At 50.1% G+C, this 25201-nt stretch carries 23 protein-coding genes; 20 read left to right on the top strand and 3 right to left on the bottom strand.

The window, feature by feature from the left end; genetic code table 11:
- Positions 1-6 precede the first annotated feature (6 nt).
- From BQ2674_RS07750 to BQ2674_RS07730, 5 genes are all read left to right on the top strand, one after another.
- A complete protein-coding gene (locus BQ2674_RS07750) occupies positions 7-894 on the top strand; it encodes a radical SAM protein (protein WP_075573211.1) in 888 nt (295 codons plus the stop codon).
- 28 nt (positions 895-922) lie between these two features.
- Entirely contained in the window at positions 923-1549 is a 627-nt protein-coding gene (locus BQ2674_RS07745) for a hypothetical protein (protein WP_075573210.1), read from the top strand.
- Between the two features lie 39 nt (positions 1550-1588).
- Positions 1589-2731 carry an ABC transporter substrate-binding protein gene (locus tag BQ2674_RS07740; protein ID WP_075573209.1) on the top strand — a complete coding sequence of 381 codons (1143 nt, stop codon included), beginning with the start codon at positions 1589-1591 and terminating at the stop codon, positions 2729-2731.
- Between the two features lie 123 nt (positions 2732-2854).
- Positions 2855-3409 (top strand): 3'-5' exonuclease, encoded by a 555-nt coding sequence (locus BQ2674_RS07735; protein ID WP_075573208.1) that lies wholly within the window; start codon positions 2855-2857, stop codon positions 3407-3409.
- A gap of 42 nt (positions 3410-3451) precedes the next feature.
- The gene (locus tag BQ2674_RS07730; RefSeq protein WP_075573207.1) at positions 3452-4399 is read left to right on the top strand and encodes a 2-hydroxyacid dehydrogenase; all 948 of its coding nucleotides are present in this window, start codon (positions 3452-3454) and stop codon (positions 4397-4399) included.
- A gap of 91 nt (positions 4400-4490) precedes the next feature.
- Here the strand turns inward: BQ2674_RS07730 and BQ2674_RS07725 are convergent, their stop codons facing one another.
- A complete protein-coding gene (locus BQ2674_RS07725) occupies positions 4491-6386 on the bottom strand; it encodes a sigma-54 interaction domain-containing protein (protein ID WP_075573206.1) in 1896 nt (631 codons plus the stop codon).
- Between the two features lie 216 nt (positions 6387-6602).
- Here BQ2674_RS07725 and iorA point away from each other — a divergent pair, with 216 nt between their 5' ends.
- The 4 genes from iorA to BQ2674_RS07705 are packed head-to-tail and all read left to right on the top strand — an operon-like array spanning position 6603 to position 11566.
- The gene (gene iorA / locus BQ2674_RS07720) at positions 6603-8381 is read left to right on the top strand and encodes an indolepyruvate ferredoxin oxidoreductase subunit alpha (RefSeq protein WP_075573205.1); all 1779 of its coding nucleotides are present in this window, start codon (positions 6603-6605) and stop codon (positions 8379-8381) included.
- A gap of 1 nt (position 8382) precedes the next feature.
- Complete coding sequence (locus BQ2674_RS07715) at positions 8383-8958, top strand: indolepyruvate oxidoreductase subunit beta (RefSeq protein WP_075573204.1); 576 nt, start codon at positions 8383-8385, stop codon at positions 8956-8958.
- A gap of 39 nt (positions 8959-8997) precedes the next feature.
- The gene (locus BQ2674_RS07710; protein ID WP_075573203.1) at positions 8998-10194 is read left to right on the top strand and encodes a pyridoxal phosphate-dependent aminotransferase; all 1197 of its coding nucleotides are present in this window, start codon (positions 8998-9000) and stop codon (positions 10192-10194) included.
- Between the two features lie 34 nt (positions 10195-10228).
- A complete protein-coding gene (locus BQ2674_RS07705; RefSeq protein WP_075573202.1) occupies positions 10229-11566 on the top strand; it encodes an acetyl-CoA hydrolase/transferase family protein in 1338 nt (445 codons plus the stop codon).
- Positions 11567-11626: 60 nt separating this feature from the next.
- On the opposite strand, the gene BQ2674_RS07700 is transcribed toward BQ2674_RS07705, so the two are convergent.
- Positions 11627-12994 carry an aminopeptidase gene (locus tag BQ2674_RS07700; RefSeq protein ID WP_075573201.1) on the bottom strand — a complete coding sequence of 456 codons (1368 nt, stop codon included), beginning with the start codon at positions 12992-12994 and terminating at the stop codon, positions 11627-11629.
- 182 nt (positions 12995-13176) lie between these two features.
- Here BQ2674_RS07700 and fusA point away from each other — a divergent pair, with 182 nt between their 5' ends.
- From fusA to BQ2674_RS07660, 8 genes are all read left to right on the top strand, one after another.
- Positions 13177-15249, top strand: a complete 2073-nt coding sequence (fusA, locus tag BQ2674_RS07695) for an elongation factor G (protein WP_075573200.1) — start codon at positions 13177-13179, stop codon at positions 15247-15249.
- A 117-nt stretch (positions 15250-15366) separates the two neighbouring features.
- Positions 15367-16707, top strand: coding sequence for an acetyl-CoA hydrolase/transferase family protein (locus BQ2674_RS07690; protein WP_075573199.1), 1341 nt, complete (start codon positions 15367-15369; stop codon positions 16705-16707).
- 147 nt (positions 16708-16854) lie between these two features.
- Positions 16855-17139 (top strand): 30S ribosomal protein S6, encoded by a 285-nt coding sequence (gene rpsF, locus BQ2674_RS07685; protein ID WP_075573198.1) that lies wholly within the window; start codon positions 16855-16857, stop codon positions 17137-17139.
- A 17-nt stretch (positions 17140-17156) separates the two neighbouring features.
- The gene (locus BQ2674_RS07680; protein ID WP_075573197.1) at positions 17157-17588 is read left to right on the top strand and encodes a single-stranded DNA-binding protein; all 432 of its coding nucleotides are present in this window, start codon (positions 17157-17159) and stop codon (positions 17586-17588) included.
- Between the two features lie 46 nt (positions 17589-17634).
- Positions 17635-17865, top strand: a complete 231-nt coding sequence (gene rpsR, locus BQ2674_RS07675) for a 30S ribosomal protein S18 (protein WP_075573196.1) — start codon at positions 17635-17637, stop codon at positions 17863-17865.
- Between the two features lie 211 nt (positions 17866-18076).
- Positions 18077-18934 carry an aldo/keto reductase gene (locus BQ2674_RS07670; RefSeq protein ID WP_075573195.1) on the top strand — a complete coding sequence of 286 codons (858 nt, stop codon included), beginning with the start codon at positions 18077-18079 and terminating at the stop codon, positions 18932-18934.
- A gap of 116 nt (positions 18935-19050) precedes the next feature.
- The gene (locus BQ2674_RS07665) at positions 19051-19473 is read left to right on the top strand and encodes a MerR family transcriptional regulator (RefSeq protein ID WP_075573396.1); all 423 of its coding nucleotides are present in this window, start codon (positions 19051-19053) and stop codon (positions 19471-19473) included.
- 30 nt (positions 19474-19503) lie between these two features.
- Positions 19504-20118 (top strand): flavodoxin family protein, encoded by a 615-nt coding sequence (locus BQ2674_RS07660; RefSeq protein WP_083222322.1) that lies wholly within the window; start codon positions 19504-19506, stop codon positions 20116-20118.
- A 121-nt stretch (positions 20119-20239) separates the two neighbouring features.
- Here BQ2674_RS07660 and BQ2674_RS07655 read toward each other — a convergent pair whose 3' ends face one another.
- The gene (locus tag BQ2674_RS07655) at positions 20240-21187 is read right to left on the bottom strand and encodes a diacylglycerol/lipid kinase family protein (protein WP_075573194.1); all 948 of its coding nucleotides are present in this window, start codon (positions 21185-21187) and stop codon (positions 20240-20242) included.
- A gap of 138 nt (positions 21188-21325) precedes the next feature.
- Here BQ2674_RS07655 and BQ2674_RS07650 point away from each other — a divergent pair, with 138 nt between their 5' ends.
- From BQ2674_RS07650 to BQ2674_RS07640, 3 genes are all read left to right on the top strand, one after another.
- Positions 21326-22918, top strand: coding sequence for a gamma-glutamyltransferase family protein (locus BQ2674_RS07650; RefSeq protein ID WP_075573193.1), 1593 nt, complete (start codon positions 21326-21328; stop codon positions 22916-22918).
- 25 nt (positions 22919-22943) lie between these two features.
- Positions 22944-24239: an L-cysteine desulfidase family protein gene (locus tag BQ2674_RS07645; RefSeq protein WP_075573192.1), complete on the top strand. Its 1296-nt coding sequence runs from the start codon at positions 22944-22946 to the stop codon at positions 24237-24239.
- 115 nt (positions 24240-24354) lie between these two features.
- Positions 24355-25194, top strand: a complete 840-nt coding sequence (locus tag BQ2674_RS07640; RefSeq protein ID WP_075573191.1) for an Mrp/NBP35 family ATP-binding protein — start codon at positions 24355-24357, stop codon at positions 25192-25194.
- The last annotated feature ends 7 nt before the right edge of the window (positions 25195-25201 follow it).

Below are 25201 nucleotides of genomic sequence, written 5' to 3'. Positions count from 1 at the left end.
GATGCCATGATAATCGACGATGCCGGCGGCATGGTCTTCCGGCCGCCCAGCGAGGCCCGCAGCTTCATTTTGCGCGTGACCATCGGCTGCTCTCATAATTCATGCCTCTTTTGCACGATGTACAAAGATTCAAAGTTTCGCATTCGCAGCTGGGATGAAATAAAGGGAATCATTCACCGTGCAAAAGCCGCTATGCCTTATATACGCCGCGTTTTCTTAGCCGACGGTGATGCTCTCGTCCTGCCGACGCCGTTCCTTTTGCGCATTCTTAAGGAATGTTACACCGCCTTTCCGAACTTGACGCGCGTCGGTACATATGCGACAACTGCCGACATCAACCGAAAAACGGCGGAAGAATTGACCGCCTTAAAAAAGGGCGGCCTGAAAATTGTCTATGTCGGCATTGAAAGCGGCAGCAATGCGGTCCTTTCGTATATCAACAAGGGAGTAACAAAAGAAGAAACTATACGGGCCTGTCACAACATATTGACAGCGGACATGAAGTTGTCCGTCATGGTACTCCTCGGCCTGGGCGGCCAAACGTATTCGCACGTTCATGCCTTGGAAACGGCGGAAGTCATTTCCGCCGTCAACCCGACCATGCTCAGCGCCCTGACACTTATGATTCCCGATGACGCACCGCTGGCAGCCGCCGTAAATAAGAGAGAGTTTCTGCCTTTGACGGCACGCGGTTTCTTGGCGGAATTGCAGCTGATGCTGGAACACATCCATGTAAGCGCGCCCTGTATTTTCCGCAGTAATCACGTGTCTAACCTGCTCGCCCTTGCCGGCACCTTACCCAAAGACAAAGAAGCCCTTCTGGCTCAATTAAGATCGGCCATTCCGCGTTTGGACAACGCACTGCCCTTACGTAATAATACGGGAAACTTCTAATACATTGTTAACGGAAGAAGGTAAGTCAATGAAAAAGCTGCTGCTCTCCATAGTCATGATACAATGCCTGATATTTTCCGCCTTCGCTGCCGACGCAGTTACCTTTGACGACAGCCTCAACGTCGTTATCGTGACGACGACACAGGATAATTATGCTGCCCGTTACTTGCGGCGCGGCATCCGTGAGCCCTTTCGCATCCCTTATTGGAATCGTATTGACGCCGCCGAAGTACTGTCTTCGAAGGATATTACCCTCGACGGTTTGGAAGCGTTGGCAACCCGCTATGACGGTGACCTCGTTATTGTCCCCTTCGTAAACCACTGGTATTGGCGGACATATCACACTTTTTTCCGCTTTAACGATGAACTGTACACGGAATACAGCTACCGCTTCAGCATCTATATATACAATCACAATACGAAAGAGATGGAATCTTATGAAGTCTCCGGAAGGGGACGCGACGAAGCCATTGTGCTCCACGATCCGGACGACGTCCTTCGCCCCGCTTTAGCGCGCCTCTTGGAAAAGATACCCTATAAACGTATTCCTAAAGAACGGCGCTACACCAATCCGGACACGCCGAATTTACAACTTCACACGACAGAAGGAGGAGCCAGAATTTATAAATCTCCTTACAGCGCCGTGTCCATTTGATTATTTATTCCTTTTTGCTCAAGTCCGTAAGGAGTTTTTATGAACTGTACTAAAAGAACGGTTCTTCTTTTATTTTCATTTCTCGCCCTGCTTGCCGCAAGCACCTATTTCCACTATGAGCAAACCCATGCGACGGTCCGCATCGGCATAAACCTGAACTTTACCGACGCGACGGCGGCCGTTCACACGGAGCAGGGCATTGAACTGGCCGCCGACATGATAAACGAGTCGGGCGGACTCCTCGGCAAACCGGTCAAACTGATTACCATCGACAATAAGAACTCCGCCGCCATGGCAGAGACGGCAATGGAAGTCTTATCCCTGCGCCACGTATCGGCCGTTATCGGACCGAATGAAAAAGCCCTTGCCGATTCTGCCGTTCCCGTAGCGGAGGCTGAAAAACTGGCGCTCATCAGCCCTGCCGTTACGCCGGCCTCTTGGCGCGGCGCAGAGTCGCCGCGCCCGTACCCGCACGTATTCCAGCTTGCCCTTACGCCGGTACAGGAAGGCCGGGCCATGGCCGCATACGCTCAAGCAAAGCTGCACAAAAAACATCCGCTCATTATCTATGACAGCCGCAACGAGGCCTCTGCCGCAGCGGCCCTCGCCTATAACGAATCCGCACCCGGCAGCGTTACGGATATAAAGGCGGTATCATGTGAAGACGTTTTTACCCTCCTGGAGAACGAAAAGCCTGATGTCATTTACTTACCCGTACCGGGAAAAACGGCGGCCGCCTATATTACAAACTTGCGCAGGGGACATCATGATCTCCCCGTTTTAGGGTCTTCCCTTTGGACGACGGACGATCTTACGGCGCTCTTGCCGCCGGCCTGCCTGACCAATCTCTTCTATTCGGACCAATACGCCAACGACCCGCTCTACACGGCAGGTGAAACTTTTGCCGAACGATATTACGAGAAATACGGACTTCTGCCCGATAAATACGCAGCTCTCGGTTACGATGCGGGCGTCCTCATCGCCGCCGCCATAAAAACGGCCGGTTCTGTCAACAGCAGCGCCGTCGCAGCGGCGTTGGCATCCGTACGCAATCTTCCCGGTGCGGCCGGTGTCATGACCGTGTGCAGCGATCACGGCATTGACAGAGCCGTGCATATACTCTCCTTCTGGCAGGGCGAGCCGGCCCTCTCGGACAGGCAGACCATTTCTCATAAACAATAGACACATATATTTTCACAGTTCCTTGCCGCTGATGCCAATCAGGCATGAACGCCCGTCCCCGACGCATGTGATTGGGCCAGAAAAGCCGATTCGTCATTTATCATTGTATTTGAGGAGTAAGCCATGCTGAAATTTACAGCCTTTGATTTTGAAACGGCAAACAAATATGCCAACAGCGCCTGCTCTCTGGCGGCCGTATCCGTTGAAGGCAACCGAACGATTCACGAGGGTTACGCTCTAATCAGACCGCCCTTTTTAACCTTTGACGAGGAAAATGTCCGCATCCACGGCATTACACCGCAAATGGTACGGGAGAAGCCTGATTTTGCAAGTCTCTGGCCGTCCATAAAAAAACGCCTCGACGGAGCGGTTCTAATCGCCCATTACGCCGTCTTCGATACGCGCGTCCTGCGCAGTCTGATCAAAACATACCGATTACAGGCGCCGCATGCAACATACACCTGTTCTGTCGAAATTTCCCGCAAAGTATGGCCGGAGCTGAAGAATCATAAGCTTGACACGGTCGCTGCTTATCTTGACTATCCCTTTCACCATCATCAAGCCCTCGACGATGCCCGTGCCTGCGCCTTCATCGTTCAGGCGGCAGCGTCAAAAGTCGGTGCCGAGTCTGTAGAGGAGTTGCTCGACCGATTGAATTTATCTTTAAAAAATCTATAATATATGTCATAGAACTACATTCACCATAGGAGGTACAGTACCATGAAAGTCGTTTTACTCGAATCGCTGGGAATACCGGCCGAAGAGCTCCGAACCTATGCGGCATCCTTGGAAAAATACGGTCATGAATTTGCGGCCTGCGAACGGACCGACGATACGGACGAACAAATTAAGGAAGCCAAGGATGCAGATATTCTCTGCATCGCCAATATGCCCTTAAAGGCGGAAGTGATCAACGCGTGCACAAAGCTTAAATACATTAATATAGCCTTTACAGGCGTAGACCATGTAGATCTTGCGGCCGCCAAGGCAAGGGGCATAAAAGTAAGCAACGCGTCCGGCTATTCTACCGTCGCCGTCGCCGAATTAACCGTCGCCATGATGCTGGATCTCCTCCGCCATATCCCCCAGGCGGATGCCGCCTGCCGTGCCGGCAAGACCAAGGCGGGCCTTATCGGTACCGAGCTGGAAGGCAAGACCGTCGCTCTTTTCGGAACCGGTGCCATCGGCTCCAAGGTAGCACAGCTGGTACATGCCTTCGGCGCAACCGTAACGGCATACAACGGCTTTTCGGAAAAAGCCGACACCGACCTGATTACGTACTTGCCCTTAAAAGAACTCCTTTCCCGGGCGGACATAGTCTCCCTCCATTGTCCCGTAACGGAAGAATCACGCCATATCATTAATGCCGAAAGCCTGTCTTATATGAAACCGACGGCGTATCTCATTAACGAAGCACGCGGACCGGTTGTCGATTCCACGGCTCTGGCAAAGGCCCTGAACGAAGGAAAAATTGCCGGCGCCGGCATTGACGTCTTTGAAACGGAGCCGCCAATCCCTACGGACCATCCGCTCCTTCACGCAAAAAATACAATTGTAACTCCCCACGCCGCCTTCGCTACGGAAGAATCCATGCGCAAGCGGGCAGCTATCGTTTTCGATAATATCCACGCCTTCCTCCGGGGAAAACAACAAAACATAATCCTGTAATTCTCCGGGGCTGCCTCTCAGGCAGCCTCAATTTTTATATACCCGATTTTTCCGGGCAACAGGAATCCGGCCGGCCGGAAAAGCTCCGAAGCTAGTCCGTTTTATCCCGTACTTCTTCTTTCAGACGGCTGAAAACGGTCTGCCGACTGAGATGCAAAATTTTAGCGATCTGGCTTTGCGTATATCCCTGATTCAGCAAATCGTGAATTACGGTTTGCTGGAAGGACTGCTGCAACTTCTTCATGTCCATATCCGGCAAATCCCTGCCTTTTCTCTTCGGTGTTTCCCGTATGGTGTCAAAGAGAAAAGCATAATCTCCCTGCGTCGCCCGGCCGAAAATATGATAGCGCACGGCCACACTGCGCAGTTCTCTAATATTCCCCCACCAATTGTGCTCCTCCAAAGCCGTGCGCAGCTTTACGGGAATATCATTTGCAGTCCATGCCCGACCGTCCAGTTCTGTCATGAATTCCGCAAAAAGATAGGCAATATCTTCTTTTCGCTCATCTAAGGGCGGCAAATTCAAAATTAACGTATTGAGGCGGAAAAAGAGGTCGTTTCGAAATGTTTGAGTTCCCACTTCTTTTATGAGTTCCGTATTGCCCGCTGAAATAATGCGAATATCCAAGGGGATAACATAGTCCGAGCCGATACGCATAACCTCCTGCGTCTCCAGGACGCGCAGCAGTTTTGACTGTATATTGGGCGACATGCTGTTTATTTCATCGAGAAAAATAGTACCCTTATGAGCCAGCTCAAAAAGGCCGGCCTTTCCTTCTTTCCGAGCGCCTGTAAAAGCGCCGCCCACATAACCGAAAAGCTCACTTTCCAATAAGTCCGCCGGCAAGGCTGCACAGTTGACGGCCACAAAGGGACCGTTACGGCGCGAACTGTGGTTGTGGATACTTTGTGCAAAAAGCTCCTTTCCCGTGCCGCTCTGCCCCTGAATCAGAACGGGCGCATCAAAGGTCGCCATCCGCTCAGCCGTCTTAATCAGCTTTTTCATTCCCGGCGCCGTCGTCTTAATATCCGAAAAATGATGCTGTGCCCGAAGTCCCGTTTTCGCCATTTTGTAACGAATACTTTTCTCCAAATGCTGCAACTCCGTTACGTCACGAATATTCACGGCATAGTGCATATCCTGATTTACGCGAAATGTCGTCGTCGTAAGGATCAGTGTATACGGCCCGACAGTAATCAGCTTTTCCTTTTCACCGAACATGGCGATACCGTCTTTCGAGAAGTCCGCAAAAATATCACCGAGACGGCGCACGCGACCGTCAATACGCAAAAACCGCTGTGCCCGCTTGTTAATGTGGTAAATCTCTCCCGCAGCATCACAAATAATAATACCGTCATTAAAATTCTCCAGCACGGCGCTGATCATGGCGCCCCAATTTTGCCCTTGGCGCCGAAAATTAATGAGCTCACACGCATATTGATATACCGATAAAATAGCGGATTCACTCGGCCGAATGGGCATGATGGGCAAGGTCGTATTGGCAATTTGCGGCAACAAAGTGCAGCCCACGATTACCGTGTCCGGAGTGACGGGGATGCGGTTAACCATGGTTCGCAGTTCCTGATAGGTCGTATCCAACTCATAAGCGCTGTGTATTTTCAGCTTCTTTTTCAATCGCTCCGAACAGGCGTCTACATTAAAAAGAAAATTCTTGTTCAATAATAAGTGAATAAGCTTATAGTTTTCTACCTGATTGAGTGTGTAAATCGTATCACTCGTCGAGCTGTAAAGGCAAAGAACGGGCACTTCCGTAACGGCTTGACTCAGTATCTGATAGGAGCCGCTGTTCGTAATAATAACCTGGGCTCCCTTTTTTATTAAGCTCCTCGCTTGCCGCACGACGTGTTCAATGTCGATAATTTCTATTTCCGTTTCAATTTTCCGCTCCGGCCTGTAAATCCATAAAATCTGTTCCACTTCCCGCTTTAACAACTCATCGGCAAGAAGAAACGCTATTCGTTCCATTCGCCTCACCTCCCAAGTTACTTCTATTTTAGCAAATTGTAAATTCATGTCCAATTTTTTTACACGGCAATCGTTTTTCCTCATCCTTCATATGCCTTAAAGCCATGACCGGCCTTAATCAAAAAATTGGCATACTAATTTCATTGTATGTCAATAAGAGCAGTATGTTTTATCAACAGAGCTTTACTTATCTACACCGTATAAAGGAGGTTTATTATGAAAAAATTAATGACCGGTGACGAAGCCGTAGCCAGAGGCCTATACGAGGCGGGCGTCTCCTTCGCTTCCGCTTATCCCGGTACGCCCAGTACGGAAATACTGGAAAATGCTTCGCAATACGATGAAATCTATACCGAATGGGCCCCTAATGAAAAGGTCGCCATGGAAGCGGCTGTCGGGGCATCCATGGCAGGTGTCCGCTCTTTTGCGGCTATGAAAATGGTCGGTGTCAATGTGGCGGCGGACCCGCTGTTCACCTTCGCCTATCTCGCCGTAAACGGCGGCTTCGCCTTTGTCTCCGCAGACGATCCGGGCATGCACTCGTCCCAAAATGAGCAGGATAACCGCAACTATGCAAAATTCATGAAAATCGCCATGGTCGAGCCGTCGGACTCTCAAGAATGCCTCGATATGACAAAAGAGGCCTATCGGTTGAGCCGGGAATTTGAAGTGCCCGTCATGATTCGCATGACCACGCGGGTCTGTCATTCCAAAAGCCTCGTGCAGGAGGGCGTGCGGCATGAAGAGCCGCCCGTTCTCTACGAAAAGCATCCCGAGCGGAACGACGCCATTCCGGCAGTCTCCAAAGTTCGCCGTTACGTCGTAGAAGAACGGGAAGAGAAACTGAAGTCCTATACAAATGACTGTCCTTGGAATTACAGCGAAATGCACGACACGAAAATCGGCATTGTCGCTGCCGGCGCCGCATACACCTACGCAAAGGAAGTCTTCGGCGACAATGCCTCTTATTTTAAAGTAGGCCTGACTTACCCCATGCCTTTAAAAAAAATCAGAGAATTTCGCGATGCCGTCAATGAAATGTACGTCATCGAAGAGCTGGATCCCTTTATGGAAGAACTTATCCGCTCCGCCGGCATCGACTGTCACGGCAAGGATGTCATTCCGAAAATCGATGAACTCAATCCGAATATCATCGCAGAGGCCATTCTCGGCAAAGAGTTTGAATACAGCGATGTACCGGCCGAACTCCTCGTTCCCAGACCGCCAACCTTCTGTGCCGGCTGTCCTCATCGCGGCTTCTTCTACGAATTGGGCAAACGCAAGGATACGGTCATGATCGGCGATATCGGCTGTTATGCCTTAGGCGGCGCCGAACCGCTCAATGCCATCGACCTTGCCGTATGTATGGGCAGTGCTTTTGCCGTCGGCCACGGCATGTTCCACGCCTTTGAAAAGAGCGGACAAAACAAGCGCGTCGTCAGCGTCATGGGCGATTCGACATTCTTCCACACGGGCATCAACTCCCTGACGGAAGTGGCCTATAACGGTTCGACGACGATCAATGTCATTCTGGATAACCGCATTACCGGCATGACGGGGCATCAGGAGAATCCCGGCACGGGCTACAATATAAAAGGCGATACGGCAACTCTGATCGACATTGAAACGGTCGTTCGCGCCTTAGGTCTGACCAATGTGCGCACCGTCAATCCCCTGGATTTAAAGGCCATGAAAGAAACCCTCGACTGGGCCTACGCCATTACGGACGGACCGTCCGTGATCATCACCAAGTGGCCGTGTGTCCTGAAGAAATTCTCAAAGGAAGACCGCGAGCAGTTTGATATTAACGTAACGGCCTTCGAAGTGGCGGAGGACAAGTGCATCGGTTGTAAAAAATGTCTCTCCACAGGCTGCCCGGCCCTTCGTTTCGCCGACGAAAAGAGAAAGTCCATGATTTCCGTCGACTGCGTCGGTTGCGGCGTTTGCGCGCAAGTATGCCCGGTAAAGGCAATTTCCCGGAAGGAGGCTCATTAATATGGATAGCGTAAAAAGCGTATTGTTCGTCGGCGTCGGCGGACAGGGCACCATACTGGCAAGTAAAATCCTCACTATCGGTTTAATTGAAAGCGGCTATGATGTAAAAATGTCGGAAGTGCACGGCATGAGTCAACGCGGCGGCAGTGTCAGCACACAAGTCCGCTTCGGCCCTAAGGTATATTCACCCATCATCGGCAACGGCCAGGCAGATCTCCTTGTCTCTTTTGAAGAAATGGAAGCCGCCCGTTACCTGAAATATTTAAAGCCCGGCGGAAAAATCGTCGTCAACACGCTGCAGCTGCCGTCAATGCCAATCCTGTCGGGAAAAAAGAAATATCCTCAAGGCATTATGGAGGAACTGCAAAAAAAGGCGACTGTCCTGCCCCTTAACGCCACACAAATCGCGACGGATATGGGCAACCCCAAAAGCGCCAACGTCGTTCTCTTCGGAGCTCTCGTCAAAGCCCTCGGCTTGACGGATTTCGATTGGAAAAGTATTATCAGCAAAACGGTTAAGCCCAAATTCATAGACATCAACTTAAAAGCCTTCGAGGCAGGTATGACCGCTACATAAAACAAGGCGGTCGGCGTATCTTATAAAGGAGTGATTATTTTGGCTTCAAAAGAAATGTATGCCTGGGGTGCCAAGGCATCCGTTATTCGTGACCTGTTCACGTACGGTCAGGAACAGGCCGCTAAAATCGGCGCCGAAAACGTATTTGATTTCAGCATCGGCAATCCGACCGTGCCTGCGCCGGCATGTATCAAAGAAGCGATTGAAGAAATCATAAACACGCGTGAAGCCGTAGCCGTGCACGGTTATACGGCGGCTGCCGGCGACACGGCCGTTCGCCAAGGATTGGCCGACTACATGAATGCCGCCTATGATGCCGATGTAAATCCGGAAAACTTCTACATGACCTGCGGCGCCGCAGCTTCCTTGACGATTACTTTAAAAGCCCTCGTCGAGTCGGCTGACGACGAAATCATCGTCATTGCACCGTATTTCCCGGAATACACGGCATTTATCGAAAATGCAGGCGCTGATAAAGTCGTCGTTCCGCCCGATTTGGAGCACTTTCAAATTCCCTTTGCCGATTTGGAAAAGGCCATAACGCCGCACACGCGCGCCGTCATCATCAATTCACCCAACAATCCGTCGGGTGTCGTCTATTCGGAAGAAACATACAAAAAACTAAGCACTCTGCTTAAAGAAAAATCGGCGGCTGTCGGTCATGCTATTTATCTCATTGCCGACGAGCCTTATCGGGAAATCATTTACGACGGCCTGCCCATCCTCTATGTACCAAAATACTATGAAAATACGATTATCTGCTATTCGTACAGCAAGTCCCTCTCTCTTCCCGGTGAACGCATCGGCTATATCCTCGTTCCCCCGACTGCGGCGGACAGCAAGGAAGTGTACACGGCAGTCTGCGGTGCCGGCCGCATTATGGGCTTTGTCTGTGCACCCCATCTCTTTCAGGATGTCGTGCTGAAATGCCTGGGCAAGACTTCCGACATTTCCGTATACGACGAAAACAGAAAACTTATTTATACCGGATTGAAAGAGCTCGGCTATAACTGTGTATATCCGAGCGGTGCTTTTTATCTCTTCGTAAAATCACCCGAACCGGATGCGGCCGCCTTTTCCAACAAGGCGAAGGCTCTTAATCTCCTCATCGTTCCGGCCGACAGCTTCGGCTGCCCCGGCTATGTTCGCGTTTCGTACTGCGTAAATCCGGAAATGATTAAACGCTCCCTGCCGGCATTCGCTAAGTTAATAGAGCAATACAAACAGCCTCTTTAGAAAAATAAACTGCTATTGCAAGAAAGGGATTCTCATGGATATTTACGCCGAATATACGAAGAAATTCGTTGCGCCCGAAGAAGCCGTAAAAGTTGTAAAATCGGGAGACTGGGTTGATTACAGCCAATGCTGCTCCTTCCCTGAAGCCTTGGACACGGCCTTGGCACAACGGAAAGATGAATTGCGGAACGTCAACGTGCGCCACGCGCTTTCCGTCAAAAAAGTGCAAATTGTTGAGCACGATCCGGAGCAAAAAGCCTTCACGTACAATCTTTGGCACTGCTCCGGTCTGGATAGAAGTTATCTTGATAAAGGCCGTGCCTATTACGAGCCGATGCTCTTCCGCAACTGCGGTTCTTATTACAACCAAAAGCAGGCGCCCGTAAACGTAGCCATGATAACCGTCGCGCCTATGGACAAAAACGGCAACTTCAGCTACGGCCTGACCAACTGTTGCCAGCAGGAAATGCTCAACGCCGCCGACACGGTCATTGTGGAGGTCAACAGTGAAATGCCCGTCATTGCCGGCACGGCGGACGACCACATCCATATCGGCGACGTAGACTACATTGTCGAAGGGAACTCTCCCTTACCGGTTATTCCAAACCGGCCTGCCGGTGAGATTGACAAGAAAATTGCCGAGCATATTTTCCCTTATCTTCATGACGGCATGACTTTACAGCTGGGCATCGGCGGTACACCCAATGCCTTGGGTTCCCTTATCGCATCTTCCGACTTAAAGGACCTTGGCATGCACACGGAGCTTATGAGCGACGGCTACCTTGCTCTTTATAAAGCTGGCAAGATTACGAATAAAAAGAAAACGCTCCACCGCGGCAAGGGCGTTTTCTCCATTTGCATGGGCTCGGCCGAGTTATACGAGTTTCTGGACGGCAACGCCGACATCCTCTCGGCCCCCATGTCCTACGTAAACAACCCGTATGTCATGGCACAGCTCGATGATTTCATTTCCATTAACGGCTGCCTGTCCATCGACTTGTACGGACAAATTTCTTCCGAGTCCGTCGGCACGCGTCACATCAGCGGCACGGGCGGCCAACTCGACTTCGTCACGGGCGCTTATATGGCCGAGCACGGCAGGGCCTTCCTCGCCATGCCCTCCATGTATGTTGATAAACAGGGCGTGCGCCATTCCAACATTTTCCCGTATTTTACACAAGGAGATATCATTACGACGCCGCGCACACAGGCGCCTTACATCGTCACGGAGTACGGCATTGCCAATCTCTCAGGCCTCACTACCTGGCAGCGGGCGGAAAAAATCATTTCTCTCGCCCATCCGGAATTCCGCGACGACTTGATTAAAGCTGCCGAAAAACAACGTATTTGGCGCAAGAGCAATAAACGCTGAGCAATAACAGTAAAAGGCTTTGACGAAGCGGATTCCGTCAAAGCCTTTTTACATTTTACCCTAATTGCTTTCAAAAAAAGCCTTATATGCCAAATATGCCGAATATACATCGGCCTTGGCAACAAGCTCTAAGGGCGCATGCATACTGAGCATGGCTACGCCGCAATCGACGACATCGCACCCCCAATCAGCCATAATATAAGCAATTGTGCCTCCGCCTCCCTGGTCAACCTTGCCCAGTTCACCCGTCTGCCAGGGCACATCATTTTCGTTAAAGACATGCCGTACTTTCGCCAAAAATTCCGCATTCGCATCGTTGCTGCCGGCTTTGCCTCTGGCACCGGTATACTTGCAAAGGCAAATACCGTAGCCGAGTTGAGCGGCATTACTTTCTTCATAAGCACCGGGAAATACCGGATCGAAGGCGGCGCACACGTCGGCCGATAAAACCTGACTATGCCGCAACATACGCCGTAAATACAGCTCTTCCCGCTTTCCCTGCAAAGCCAGGAGTTCAGCCATAAAATCGAGGAAGTATGACGACTGAACGCCCGTATTGCCGACAGAGCCGATTTCTTCCTTATCCGCAAAGAGCGCTATCTGCGTCTTTGTTCCCGCTTCAGCGTCGAGAATGCCGGCCAGATTGGCATAAGAGCAGACACGATCGTCGTGGCCGTGCGCCATAATCATGGAACGGTCAAAACCGACGTCGCGGCTTTTCTGTGTCGGAATAATTTCCAGCTCCGCACTGGCAAAATCCTCTTCCTCAATACCGTACTTTTCCTTCAAAAGCTGCAAAACGGCGGGCTTCGTCTTTTCTCCCTCACCGTGTATGCCGATGACGGGCATGAGCATTTCACCTTCAATGGCTTCGCTCAATTTTTTAGCAGCCTGGTCTTTGCCCAAATGGGGCAGCAGGTCATTAATATAGAATACAGGATCGTCCGGGCCGTCACCGACGGAAATTTCCACCTTGCGTCCGTCCGTCGTATATACAATTCCTATAAGACTGAGAGGACGGCAGACCCATTGATATTTTAAAATGCCGCCGTAATAATGGGTTTTGAAATAGACAATTTTATTTTTTTCCAAAACCGGCACGGCTTTTAAATCCAAATGCGGGCAGTCAATATGAGAGCCCACGATTTTAGCGCCCCGTTCCAGCGGTTCTTCGCCCATAACGGCCAGAACGACGGACTTATCCTTTTGATTCCAATATACCTTATCGCCCGCCTGCAGAGATGTATACGCTTCAAGAGGCCGAAAGCCGGCGCTTTCGGCTTGTCCTAAAATCTCTTTTACAGCCAGTCGTTCCGTGCGGGCCGTATCTAAAAAGAGGCGATAGTTCCTGCAGTATTCTTCCATTTTACCGCGCTGCGCTTCACCGAAGCGGGCCCAAGCGTTATTTTCTTTATCGAATGCTTTCATCGTTCCTCCCTAAACATACGAATGAACCAATATTTTTTTCTATGCCTATTATACACTAATGCAAAAATATTTGTTCAAAAATAGTATACACAGGGAGAATTATTTTATATATGCAGGAAAGGGATTTTCCTTTTTACAGCGAATCATATAAGTAATTATGATTTTCAGGAGGCGATTGATCTATGAAAGAATATGCAAGCGATAAGATTCGTAATATAGCCGTACTTTCTCACGACGGCGCCGGCAAAACGGCCGTCGTCGAATCCTTGCTGTTGGCCTGCGGTGCCGTTCCCGCAGTAGGCGTAGGCAAAGACAATAAGCATATCATGGACTTCGAGCCGGAAGAAATCAAACGGAATGTAACGATTCAACTCGGCATCGCTCCGTGCGAATGGGACGGCCATAAGTTGAATTTTCTCGACACGCCGGGATACTCCGAATTTTGCGGTGAAGTTCGGGCGGCTCTTCGCGCCTGCGACGGGATTCTCCTCGTCGTCTCCGCTGAAACGGGTATTGAAATGGATACGGAACGGGCTTGGGATTACGGAGTGGAGTTACAGCTGCCGCGCATGATCTACATCAACAAGATGGACGTGGAACATGCGGACTTCTTCGGTACCCTTGAAAAGATGCGCTCCGTTTTCGGAAAATCCATTATGCCCCTGCAGATTCCCATCGGCGAAGGAGCCGACTTCCGCGGTATTATCGACGTCTGCAAAATGGTTGCCTGGGAATGGGACGGCAATAAAATAAATGAAATAAAAGTACCCCCTCAGTATATGGCCAAGGCGCGTGAAGTCCGCGAAATGTGCATGGAAGCGGCTGCCGAAGGGGACGATACTCTCCTGGAAAAATACTTGAACGGCGATGAGCTCACGCTCGACGAACTTCGTTTCGGTCTGCGCCAAGGCATGCTTACCGGCCGTGTTTGCCCTGTTATGTGCGGCAGCGCAATGAAGCACATCGGCACGGCGGAACTCTTGAATCGCCTCATCCGCTACATGCCCGACGCATCACAAAAAGTAATGATGGGTACGGATAAAAAGACGGGCGAACCGGTCATGGTATACCCGCACAAGCCTTTTACGGGCTTTGTCTTCAAAACACTTATCGATCCTTTCTCCGGTAAACTCAGCTACGTACGCGTCTTTTCGGGTGAGCTCAAAGAGGGCGATAAAGTCCTGAATGTAACGCAGAATAAAGAAGAAAAAATCGGCAAGATTTTCACCCTTGTCGGCAAGGAGCAGATTCCCGTCGACAAGGCCGGTGCAGGCGATATCATTGTCCTGCCGAAGCTGGCCAATGCAAAGACGGGAGACACCTTTGCGGCCGCCGATTTTGCCGTGGCCTACGAAAGTATTCGTTTTCCTCACCCCCTTCACACGGTTGCCCTCGTACCTGCAAAAAAGGGGGAAGAAGAAAAGTTGACCGGCGCTCTCGTAAAAATCAGCGAGGAAGATCCGACCTGCCAAATTGAAAAGAATGCGGAAGGCCATCAAATCATCTTGCGCTGCATGGGCGACGTCCACTTGGATCACATTCTTTCCAAAATGGAACGAAAATACGGCGTCAAAGCGGTGCAGGAAGACTTATACATTCCTTACCGCGAAACGATTCGTGCTGCCGTCACGGCTGAAGGAAAGCACAAAAAGCAAAGCGGCGGCCACGGTCAATTCGGCCATGTCTTCCTGGAAATCGGGCCCGCCACAAACGGTGAACCCTTTGAATTCGTCGACGCCATCTTCGGCGGCGCCGTCCCGCGTCAATATATTCCGGCCGTTGAAAAAGGGGTACGCGAAACACTCGAAGGCGGCCTCCTCGCCGGCTATCCCATGATAAACGTCAAGGTCACCTTAAAAGACGGCTCCTATCACCCTGTAGACTCGTCGGAAATGGCCTTCAAGACGGCTGCCGCCTTAGCACTAAAGAAAGGCGTCCCCGATGCAAAGCCGGTTATTCTGGAACCGATTTACAATGTAGATGTCGTCATTCCCGAAGAATTTATGGGCGATATCATGGGCGATTTCAGCGGCCGCCGCGGCCGCATCCTCGGCATGGAACACCACCGCAACCGCAGCGGTATTATTGTCGTCAAGGCACAGGTACCGCTTGCCGAAATGACGGGTTATGTGACGTCCCTCCGCTCCATGACACAAGGCAAGGGAACATTCAACATGGAATTTTTCGATTACGAAGAAGCACCCCAGAAAATAACGGAACAAATTATTGCCGCCAAGACTGCTGCTAAAGATTGACAACCGACATTTTCCTTCCCACTTGTTACAATACGTTAAATTTTGTATAATTGCTTTAGATAATCGCAACCTCAAATTGCACGAACAGCATAATAAATGAAGGGTAAGGTGAAGAAAATGTCGGATTGGTCTGCACTCTATAAAGAGAAACTGCGCACTCCCGAAGAAGCGGTAAAAATCGTTAAAAACGGAGATTGGGTCGACTATGGTATGGCCACGTCGCAACCCATAGTTTTGGATAAGGCTTTGGCCGCCCGCCGTGACGAACTGGAGGACATAAAGGTCCGTACGGCTTTCTCGTTGGCTCCGCGGCAAATTGTTGAAAATGACCGCACACGCAAGACCTTTACCATGATGAACTGGCATATGAGCGGCTATGATCGCAAGCTCTGTGCCGAAGGATTAAATAATTTTATTCCCATGTGCTACCGCAACAAGCCGTCCATGTACAGGGATATCCTTGACGTGGACGTCGCCATGATAACGGTCAGTCCCATGGACAAGCACGGCTTCTTCTCTTTCGGTCCGACCGTATCGGCAACGGAAGAGATCACAAAAAAAGCGAAAAGAGTAATCGTCGAAGTAAATGAAGCGGCACCGCGCGTACTCGGAGGCCGCGGCGAAGCGATTCATGTCAGGGACGTCGATTTTATCGTTGAAGCCGGCAATATTCCCATGCCCGTCATCCCCTTTGTCGAAGGAGATGATACGGATAAAGTTATTGCCAAACTTATTTTAAAGGAAATCCCCGACGGCGCTACGCTGCAGCTCGGTGTTGGCGGCCTGCCCAACGCTGTCGGCTCCATGATCGCCGATTCGGATCTGAAGGACTTGGGCATGCATACGGAAATGCTCGTCGATGCCTTTTACTTAATGTATAAAAAAGGCCGTCTTACGAATAAATTGAAATCCCTCGACCGCGACAAGGCCGTCTGGTCCTTTGCCGCCGGCTCGCAGGAACTTTATGATTGGCTTGATGACAATCCTTTCCTTGCGGCTTATCCCGTATCGTATGTCAATGACCCTTTCGTGATCGCTCAAATCGACAACTTTATTTCCATAAACAACTGTATCGAACTCGATTTGTTCGGGCAAGTGTCGTCCGAATCCTCGGGCACCAAGCAAATCAGCGGCAGCGGCGGACAGCTCGACTTCGCCGACGGCGCTTACCGTTCTCGAGGCGGCAAGAGTATCATCGCCTTCCGCTCGACCTTTACGGATAAAAACGGCAAAACACATTCCCGTGTACGGCCGACCCTGTCGCCCGGCACGATTGTAACGGATCCGCGCTCTCAAGTACATTATGTCGCAACGGAATACGGCCTTGAAAACCTCATGGGCGCCTCTACCTGGGAACGGGCGGAAAAATTAATCGGCCTCGCCCATCCCGACTTCCGCGAAGACTTGATAAAGGAAGCGGAAAATATGAAGATTTGGCGCTACAGCAACAAACGGTAACCACACGAAAAGGCCTGCTCCTGCGGGAGAGGCCTTTTTCTTGTATTTTGCCTGCACCTGTGCTAAAATATAAAAGCTTGATTCCATCAAGTATCTTCCTGCCCTTTTTTCGTGAAGGGCCATATGTCCAAAAGAGGAGGTGATTTCGTGAAAAAGTACGAAGTCATGTTTATCGCAAAGCCGTTAGAAGAGGCTGAAGCAGCTCCGATTGTAGAGTTTGTCAGCAATCTTCTTACCAAGAACGGCGGCAAAATTGAAAAAGTTGATGTTTGGGGCAAGCGCCGCTTGGCATATCCCGTTAAAAAGCAAAATGACGGCTACTATGTCCTCATTAACTTTGAAATTGAACCGGCGGCGATTTTCGAAATTGACCGTGTCATCAAAATTCGTGAAGAGATTTTAAAACATTTAATCGTTAAGATCGGCGAATAACCGGAGGCGCAAAGGATATGAATTCAGTACAATTAATGGGTAACTTAGCTCGTGACCCGGAAATCCGTTTTACCAAGACAGGTAGAGCCGTAGCAATGTTTACCGTAGCCTGCACACGTACGTACGTTCCTGCAGGAAGCACGGAGCAGCGCGAACTGACTGATTTTATTCCTTGTGTCGCATGGGGTAATTTGGCAGAAAGTTGTGGCAATAATTTGGCCAAAGGCAAACGTGTTTTCGTTGAAGGCCGCATTTCCGTTCGTTCCTATGAAGGTGCAGACGGCCAAAAACGCTATCGCACGGAAGTAGTCGCCGATTTTGTAGCGCAACCGTTGGGTTCAGATTCCAGACCTGCTGCGGATATGTCCGCGGGACGCCCCGGTCCATCCGCAGCCGGAACAGGCTTTGACGGCCTGGGCAGCGAATCTGACGAAGAAATCCCATTCTAACGTCAAATACATCCCTTCAAATTCAACAGAGGGAGGAATTATATCAATGAGAAGAGATCGTTCCAGAAGACCGAGAAGAAAAGTCTGCAATTTCTGTGTAGACCATCTTGATGAAATCGATTATAAAGATACGGCAAAACTCCGTCGCTTCACGACGGAACGCGGTAAAATCTTACCGCGCCGCGTATCCGGTGTTTGCGCAAAACATCAACGTAAGTTGACCGTTGCCATTAAACGCGCAAGAGCAATCGCATTATTGCCGTATACGGCCGAATAATAAAAACGGTAAGAGCCCGAAGAGCTCTTACCGTTTTTATTATTCGGTGCCGAAGCGGCCGACACGATACAACTATTACGACATCATATAATTTACCTGTTGACAGGTAGTTACTACCGCATTGTATACTTTCTCTCAGTAAGACAAAACCGTTGCTTAATCCGGCTTTAACTATGCTCAACCTGTTATGTATGGCGCAAAGGAGAATACTATGGAACAAGTTACATTATCAAACGGCGTAAAAATTCCTATTTTGGGGTTCGGTGTATTTCAAATTCCCGAGGCGGACACGGAACAGGCAGTATTAAATGCTATCGACGCAGGATACCGACATATTGATACAGCTCAATCGTATTTTAACGAGGAGGCAGTCGGCCGTGCCTTAAAGCAATCCCCCGTTCCCAGAGAAGACCTGTTTATCACTTCTAAAGTCTGGATTGAACATTACGGATACGAAGCGGCAAAAACTTCCATTTCGGAGTCATTGCGAAAATTACAATTAAACTATATCGACCTTATGCTCCTCCATCAGCCCTTTTCAGACTATTATGGCGCATATCGGGCATTGACGGAGCTTTATAAAGAGGGAAAAATTCGCGCTATCGGAGTAAGTAATTTTGCCCCCGACCGTCTTGCCGATTTAGCCGCATTCAGCGAAATTCCGCCTATGGCGAACCAAATTGAGGTCAATCCGTTCAACCAACAAATAGCCGCACAGGAAACCAATACGCACTGGCATGTTCAGGTAGAAGCATGGGCACCCTTTGCGGAAGGCCGCAACGGCCTGTTTACACACCCCGTTCTGTCTGAAATCGGCAAATCGCACGGTAAAAGTGTCGGCCAGGTAGTATTGCGCTGGCTTGTACAGCGGGGTATTGTAGCGCTGGCAAAATCGGTTCGCAAAGAACGAATGACTGAAAATATCAATATTTTCGATTTCTCCCTAAGTGAAGAGGAAATGCGGACTATTGCTTCACTCGATCAAAAAGAAAGTGCCTTTTTCGATCACCGCGATCCGAAAACGATTGAGTATTTCCTGCAACTTCTGGAAACACGCAAACAAAAATAATGCAAGAAAAGAGCGATACTATGAAAAGAAACTTCCATCAATCGCCCAAAGAGTACAGGTCGGCGAAAAATTTATGCGATACTACGCCCTTACAATCCCGAAATACACGTTATACAATGATGCAAGTATGCCGTGAACTGGATATGCCCTATGAAACGTTAAAGTATTATTGTAACCAAGGTCTCGTTCCGTATATTGAACGGGACAGTCGCAATCGGCGTGTTTTCCCTGAACCCACGGTTCGATGGATTCGTGATTTATCACAACTGAAACGATGCCGTTTATCTATTGCAGAAATGAAAAATTATTTATCGCTCTGCCTGAAAGGCAAAGAGACTATTCCCCAGCGTCAGCAAATATTATCGAACAAGCGACGGGAAATCCTGTCCGAGCTGGAAACACTCCAATTCAGCCTTGATTATATCGATAAAAAACAGGAATTTTATCACCTCGTCTTAACGGGAGAAATTCCCTTTACCAGTAATCTGGTGCCTATGGATAACACCGGAAACGACCACGCAGTGCCTCCGGCAAAATAAGACCGTACAGACCGATGAAAGGATAATTCCATGAAAAAAATATCTCTCAAGAAACTGTCTCTTCTCGTACTCGGCACAGCCGTACTGTTTTGCGCCGGCTGCAGTCCGTTTTCGTCTGCAGCAACAAACACCGCTTCCGCACCGGTACAACAGCCGGCGGCAAATACGGTGCAATTGAAAACAAAAGTACTGTTTATTAATGCAAGCCGAAATCGTGAAGGAAACACGGAAAAAATGGGCGAACGCTTCCTGTCCGGCATCGACCATGATACGTTATTTCTAAACGACTACAAAATTTATCAATTAGGCCAACACTTCCCTGACGACCAAATGGCAACAGTCCTTAACGCCATGGAACAGGCCGACACCATCGTCATCGGCACGCCCGTGTATTGGCACACCATGAGCGGTCCGTTGAAAACCTTCATTGACAGGCTCTATGAATTGGATCGCCCCCTGAAAGCCTTGGCCGGCAAGAAGTTATATTTCTTAATGCAAGGCGCGGCACCTTCTAAAGAAACACTGCAACATACGCCGTTTATCCTCTCGCGGGTAGCCTCTCAATATGATATGAAATACATGGGTGCCGCAACAGCCCCGGATAATATGGCAGACTTGCAAAGCGTGTTGCGTCAAAACCAGTAGACAAAAGTATACCGAATTTCGACTCTTTTTTTACCGGCATTTCGCGTCGGTAAAAGAGTTACTGCGACAAGAGGCGGCAACGAAAAAAATTCTTCGTTGCCGCCTCTTTTTCATGCGCACCTCAGCCGTGGAAAAGTTCTTTCGGAACGACGAGCGGTATAAAGCCGGCAGATACTGTTTTTTTCGGCACATAGACCGTAAGAAAGGAAGGCATGACTTCCATTTCCAAGGGGAAATCAGGCCCCTTATCGCCGTCCATATTCGTGGACAGACATTCGTCATCTACTAAAGAAATACGCGCCCTCGTCACTTGCGTAAGCGTCATAAACTCGGAATTTATGGGCAGCCCCGCCAGTATTTCCGGAATTGCCTTTATAATATCAAAATAGCTGAATTCCTTAAAAACGGCAAGCCAAATTTTACCGTCATCCACCTTTGCGCAAGGTGCCAAATTATTGAAGCTGCCGACGGAATTCGTAAGCATGGCTACGACGAGCGGCGACCTCCGAATTACGGTCCCCAAGTCCGTTTCAATTTTAAAGAGCGATGTTTCCCGCGACTGAAGAGCCTTAATGCCCGTCAAGAAATATGCCATCGGTCCGAGACGTGTTTTTTGTTCAATCGAAACCTTGCCTACAGCTTCCGGTAAAATCCCTGCGGCAACCGTATTGACGAAGTACTTGTCATTCACTTTGGCAATATCCGCTTTCACGATCTTGCAGTCGTCAAGCATGCGAATGGCCTCTTCCGGATGAAGGGGAATGTGCAGAGCCCGTGCCAGGTCATTTACCGTGCCGAGGGGAATAAAGCCGAATTTTACGGGTTCATTCGCCTGCGCCAAACCATTGACGGTCTCATTCAGCGTACCGTCACCACCCATGCAAAAAACGGCTTCATACTTATTCTCGGCCGCCTCCTTAGCCCAAAGCGTCGCATCGCCGGCTTTTCCCGTCTCCCGCAGCTCTACATGGGTAAACATCTTCCGAAGCTGCCTTAAAATATCGTCTTTATAATACTTCGCCCGCTCCTTTCCGGCCGTCGGGTTGATAATCAACATACAACGCCCCATACTATACTCCTTTTCTCATGACATATACTTTTATTATAACGATATTACATAATTTAGTGAAGATGCAATATGCGTCTATCCACGCATTTCCACATATGCTATAGTGAAGCTATACAAACGCGTTCGGAGGATACTGCTATGCTCTTACAGTTTGACCCTTCCTCTTATCCATTTGCTTCACGGCGGGAAGTACTCTTCAGCCGCGGCGGTATGGTCTGTACATCGCAGGCCCTGGCTGCACAGGCGGGCCTGAGTATGTTAAAAAAAGGCGGCAATGCCGTCGATGCGGCCTTGGCAACGGCTATTACCCTCACGGTTCTGGAACCGACGAGTAACGGTATCGGCAGTGATCTTTTCGCCATTATTCATATGGGCGGCAAAGTTTACGGACTCAACGGCAGCGGCTTTGCGCCGTCAGCCATACACCTGCCCTCACCGGGCAGTCCGATTCCGCTCTTCGGTTGGCATCCCGTCATGGTTCCCGGTGCACCGGCAGCGTGGGCTATGCTGCATAAACGCTTCGGCAGCCTGCCCTTTAAAACTCTCTTTACCCCGGCCATAGAGTATGCTGCCGAAGGTTATGCGGTTATGCCCACACTGGCCCAACTCTTGGCCGGCGAATATAAAAAATATGAACCATACAGAGATAACCCTGCCTTTTTCGGCCTTTTTTCCGTTTTTTATAAGAACGGCGTGCCGCCGGTCGGTTCCGTTTTGAAACTCCCTGAACTCGGCCGCACCTTAAGCCTTTTGGCAAAAACATCCTGCCGCAGTCTGTATACGGGAGAGCTGGCAGATGTCGTCCATACATTTTCCGTCAAAACGGGCGGCTTTCTGCGTAAAAAAGATTTGGCAGCATACTGCCCCGAGTGGGTAGAACCGATACGCACGACCTACAAAGGCTATGACGTGTGGGAATTACCGCCCAACGGTCAGGGACTTGTCGTCCTCATGGCGCTTAATATCCTTGCGGGCCTTCCTGCAGATACGTGTAATGCTGAGACACTGCATAATCAAATAGAAGCGCTCAAACTGGCCTTTACAGACGGCAAAAGATATATTGCCGATCGCAACTTCATGAAAACCTCCGTCGCGTATTGGCTGTCGGAAAAATATGCAGCCGTCAGACGCAAACAAATCGGGCCGACCGCACTCGAACCGATGCCGACCGTCGACTGCGGCGGCACGGTGTACCTCTGCAGCGCCGACAAAGACGGCAACATGGTCTCTCTTATCCAGAGCAACTACGACGGCTTCGGTTCAGGTGTCGTCATTCCCGATTACGGTATTGCTTTAAATAATAGAGGCCATAATTTCAGCAGTGATCCCGGCGACGATAACTTCATAGGCCCGCGAAAGCGGTCGTATCATACGATTATTCCGGGATTTCTCAGTAAAGGCGGCATCCCGATAGGTCCCTTCGGTGTCATGGGCGCCTTCATGCAGCCTCAGGGCCATTTACAGGTACTCACCAATACGATAGATTTCCATCTCAATCCGCAAGCCGCCCTGGATGCACCCCGTTGGCAGTGGACGGGCGGAAAAAATATTGAAGTGGAAACGGCCTTCCCCAAGGACCTTATAGAAAAATTACGAAGACGCGGCCACCGGATCACTATAAATTCGCAAACGTCGTCCTTCGGCCGCGGCCAAATTATTTGGCGCAATGAAGAAGGCATCCTTACGGGGGCAACCGATCCCAGGGCGGACGGCACCGTTGCCGCTTGGTAAGCATACATCCAAAGGAGATATCACTATGACCAAAAAAGAAATTGCCGATTCCATTATTGCCGTTTTAAAGAAAGAAGTCGTCCCTGCAACGGGCTGTACCGAACCTATCGCCTTGGCCTATGCCGCCGCAGTGGCGCGCAAGTACTTGGCCGCAGAGCCCGAAAAAATAGAAGCCGCCGTCTCCCCCAACTTAATGAAAAACGGTATGGCCGTCACGGTCCCCGGGACAGGGCTGCCCGGCATGGATATTGCCGTTGCCGTAGGTGTGACCGGCGGTGACCCCGAAGGTGGCCTCGACGTACTTCACACACTCTCGTCCGCAAGCGTCGACCGCGCTAAAGAACTCATAGTCCAAAGGCGCGTCTCCGTCGCCGTTGCCGACACGGAATTGCCCCTTTATGCGGAAGCAACGCTTACACACGGTATCCACAAAACTCGTGTCGTCATTAAGGGCAGCCACACGAACATCGTCCGCATTGAGTCGGACGGGAAAGTCTGTTTCGCTAAAGCCGACACCCCGACAAGTACCAAAGATCCGTATGAAGACTTTCTTCATTCCTTAAGCTTACGTGATTTATATGACTTCGTGCAGGAAGTGCCTTTCTCTGAAATCGAATTTATGGAAAAAGCCGGCCTTGTCAACGACACCTTGTCGCAAGAGGGTTTGTCGAAAAAATACGGCCTTTCCTTGGGAAAATCCATGTTGGACGACCTGCAGGCAGGCCTCTCGGCAGATAACTTTCATGACCGCCTCATTATGGAAACGACGGCAGCCTCGGATGCACGCATGGGCGGTGCTCCCCTCCCGGCCATGACCAACGCCGGTTCGGGCGATCAGGGAATTACGACAACACTCCCCGTCAATGTGACGGCTCGATTCTTGCACGCATCCCGGGAACAACATATACGCGCACTTGCCTTAGCGCATATTACATCCATGTATATTCACAGCTTTTATCCGAAACTGTCCGGACTGTGTGCGACCGCCACTGCCGCCATGGGCGCGGCAACGGGAATGACCTACCTCTTCGGCGGCGGCCCGGCTGAAATAGAGGCGACCATTTCCAACATGACCGGCGAGCACATCGGCATGGTCTGCGACGGTGCCGGCGACGGCTGTTCACTAAAAATCGCCACCGCCGTAGATGCCGCTTACCGCGCCGTATTCCTCTCCCGCAAGGGAATTCGCGTAAACGGCACGGAAGGGCTGGTCAGCAACAGTGCCGACGAATCGATTCACAATATAGGCAGACTGGCAACGACAGGCATGAAAGCGGCGGATAAAGAAATTCTGCAAATCATGCTTTCAAAAAATAAGTAGTCCTTATCCATTCATGTCAATTTTAGTCTATAATTGACACGGACAGATTACGCTCCTATAATAAAATCGGTAATGAGAAAAAAATTACAGTCCAGCTTAAAGGAGATTGATTATAATGAGTGAACAATGCAGCAGTCAAGACTGCTCCGGTTGCAGCAGCGGCTGCTCCGCTCAGCATGAGCCGCAAAGCCTTTTGGCGGCGCCTCATGAAGGGACACATGTAAAGCACGTTATTGCCGTAGTCAGCGGCAAGGGCGGTGTCGGCAAATCCCTCGTCACCTCTTTGATGGCCATTCAAATGTGTCGCCACGGTTATAAAACGGCTATTTTGGATGCCGATATTACGGGCCCGTCCATTCCTGCCGCATTCGGCCTTACAGAACGGGCTCGCGGCGATGAGACCGGTATTATTCCCGTTGAAACGAAATCGGGAATTAAGGTTATGTCCATGAATGTCCTCCTTGACAATGCCGGCGATCCCGTCGTTTGGCGCGGCCCTGTCATCGGCAACGCCGTAAAGCAATTTTGGACGGACGTCCTTTGGGGCGACATTGATTACATGTTCGTCGACATGCCTCCCGGAACGGGAGACGTGCCGTTGACCGTATTCCAATCCTTGCCGATTGACGGTATTCTCGTCGTCACATCACCGCAGGAACTGGTCTCCATGATCGTCGAAAAAGCGTTGCGAATGTCCGAGCTGATGAAGGTTCCCATCCTCGGCATCATTGAAAACATGAGTTATTTTGAATGCCCCGACTGTCACGGCAGGCACGAAATCTTCGGAAAAAGTCATGTCGAAGAGTCGGCAAAAAAATTTGATATCCCGCATGTAGCAAAATTACCGCTGGATCCGAAATTTGCCGCTCACAGCGATGCGGGGGACATTGAAACGTACGGCGCAAAATATCTCTCTGAAACGGCCGAATATTTGGCCCGGACATTAGAATCTTAAAAAATAC

Origin of the sequence: Megasphaera coli (genome assembly GCF_900095855.1) — a bacterium.
GTDB classification, from domain to species: domain Bacteria; phylum Bacillota; class Negativicutes; order Veillonellales; family Megasphaeraceae; genus Megasphaera; species Megasphaera massiliensis_A.
Note: the sequence above shows the minus strand (reverse complement) of the source record. Positions and strands in the feature narration are given on the sequence as shown.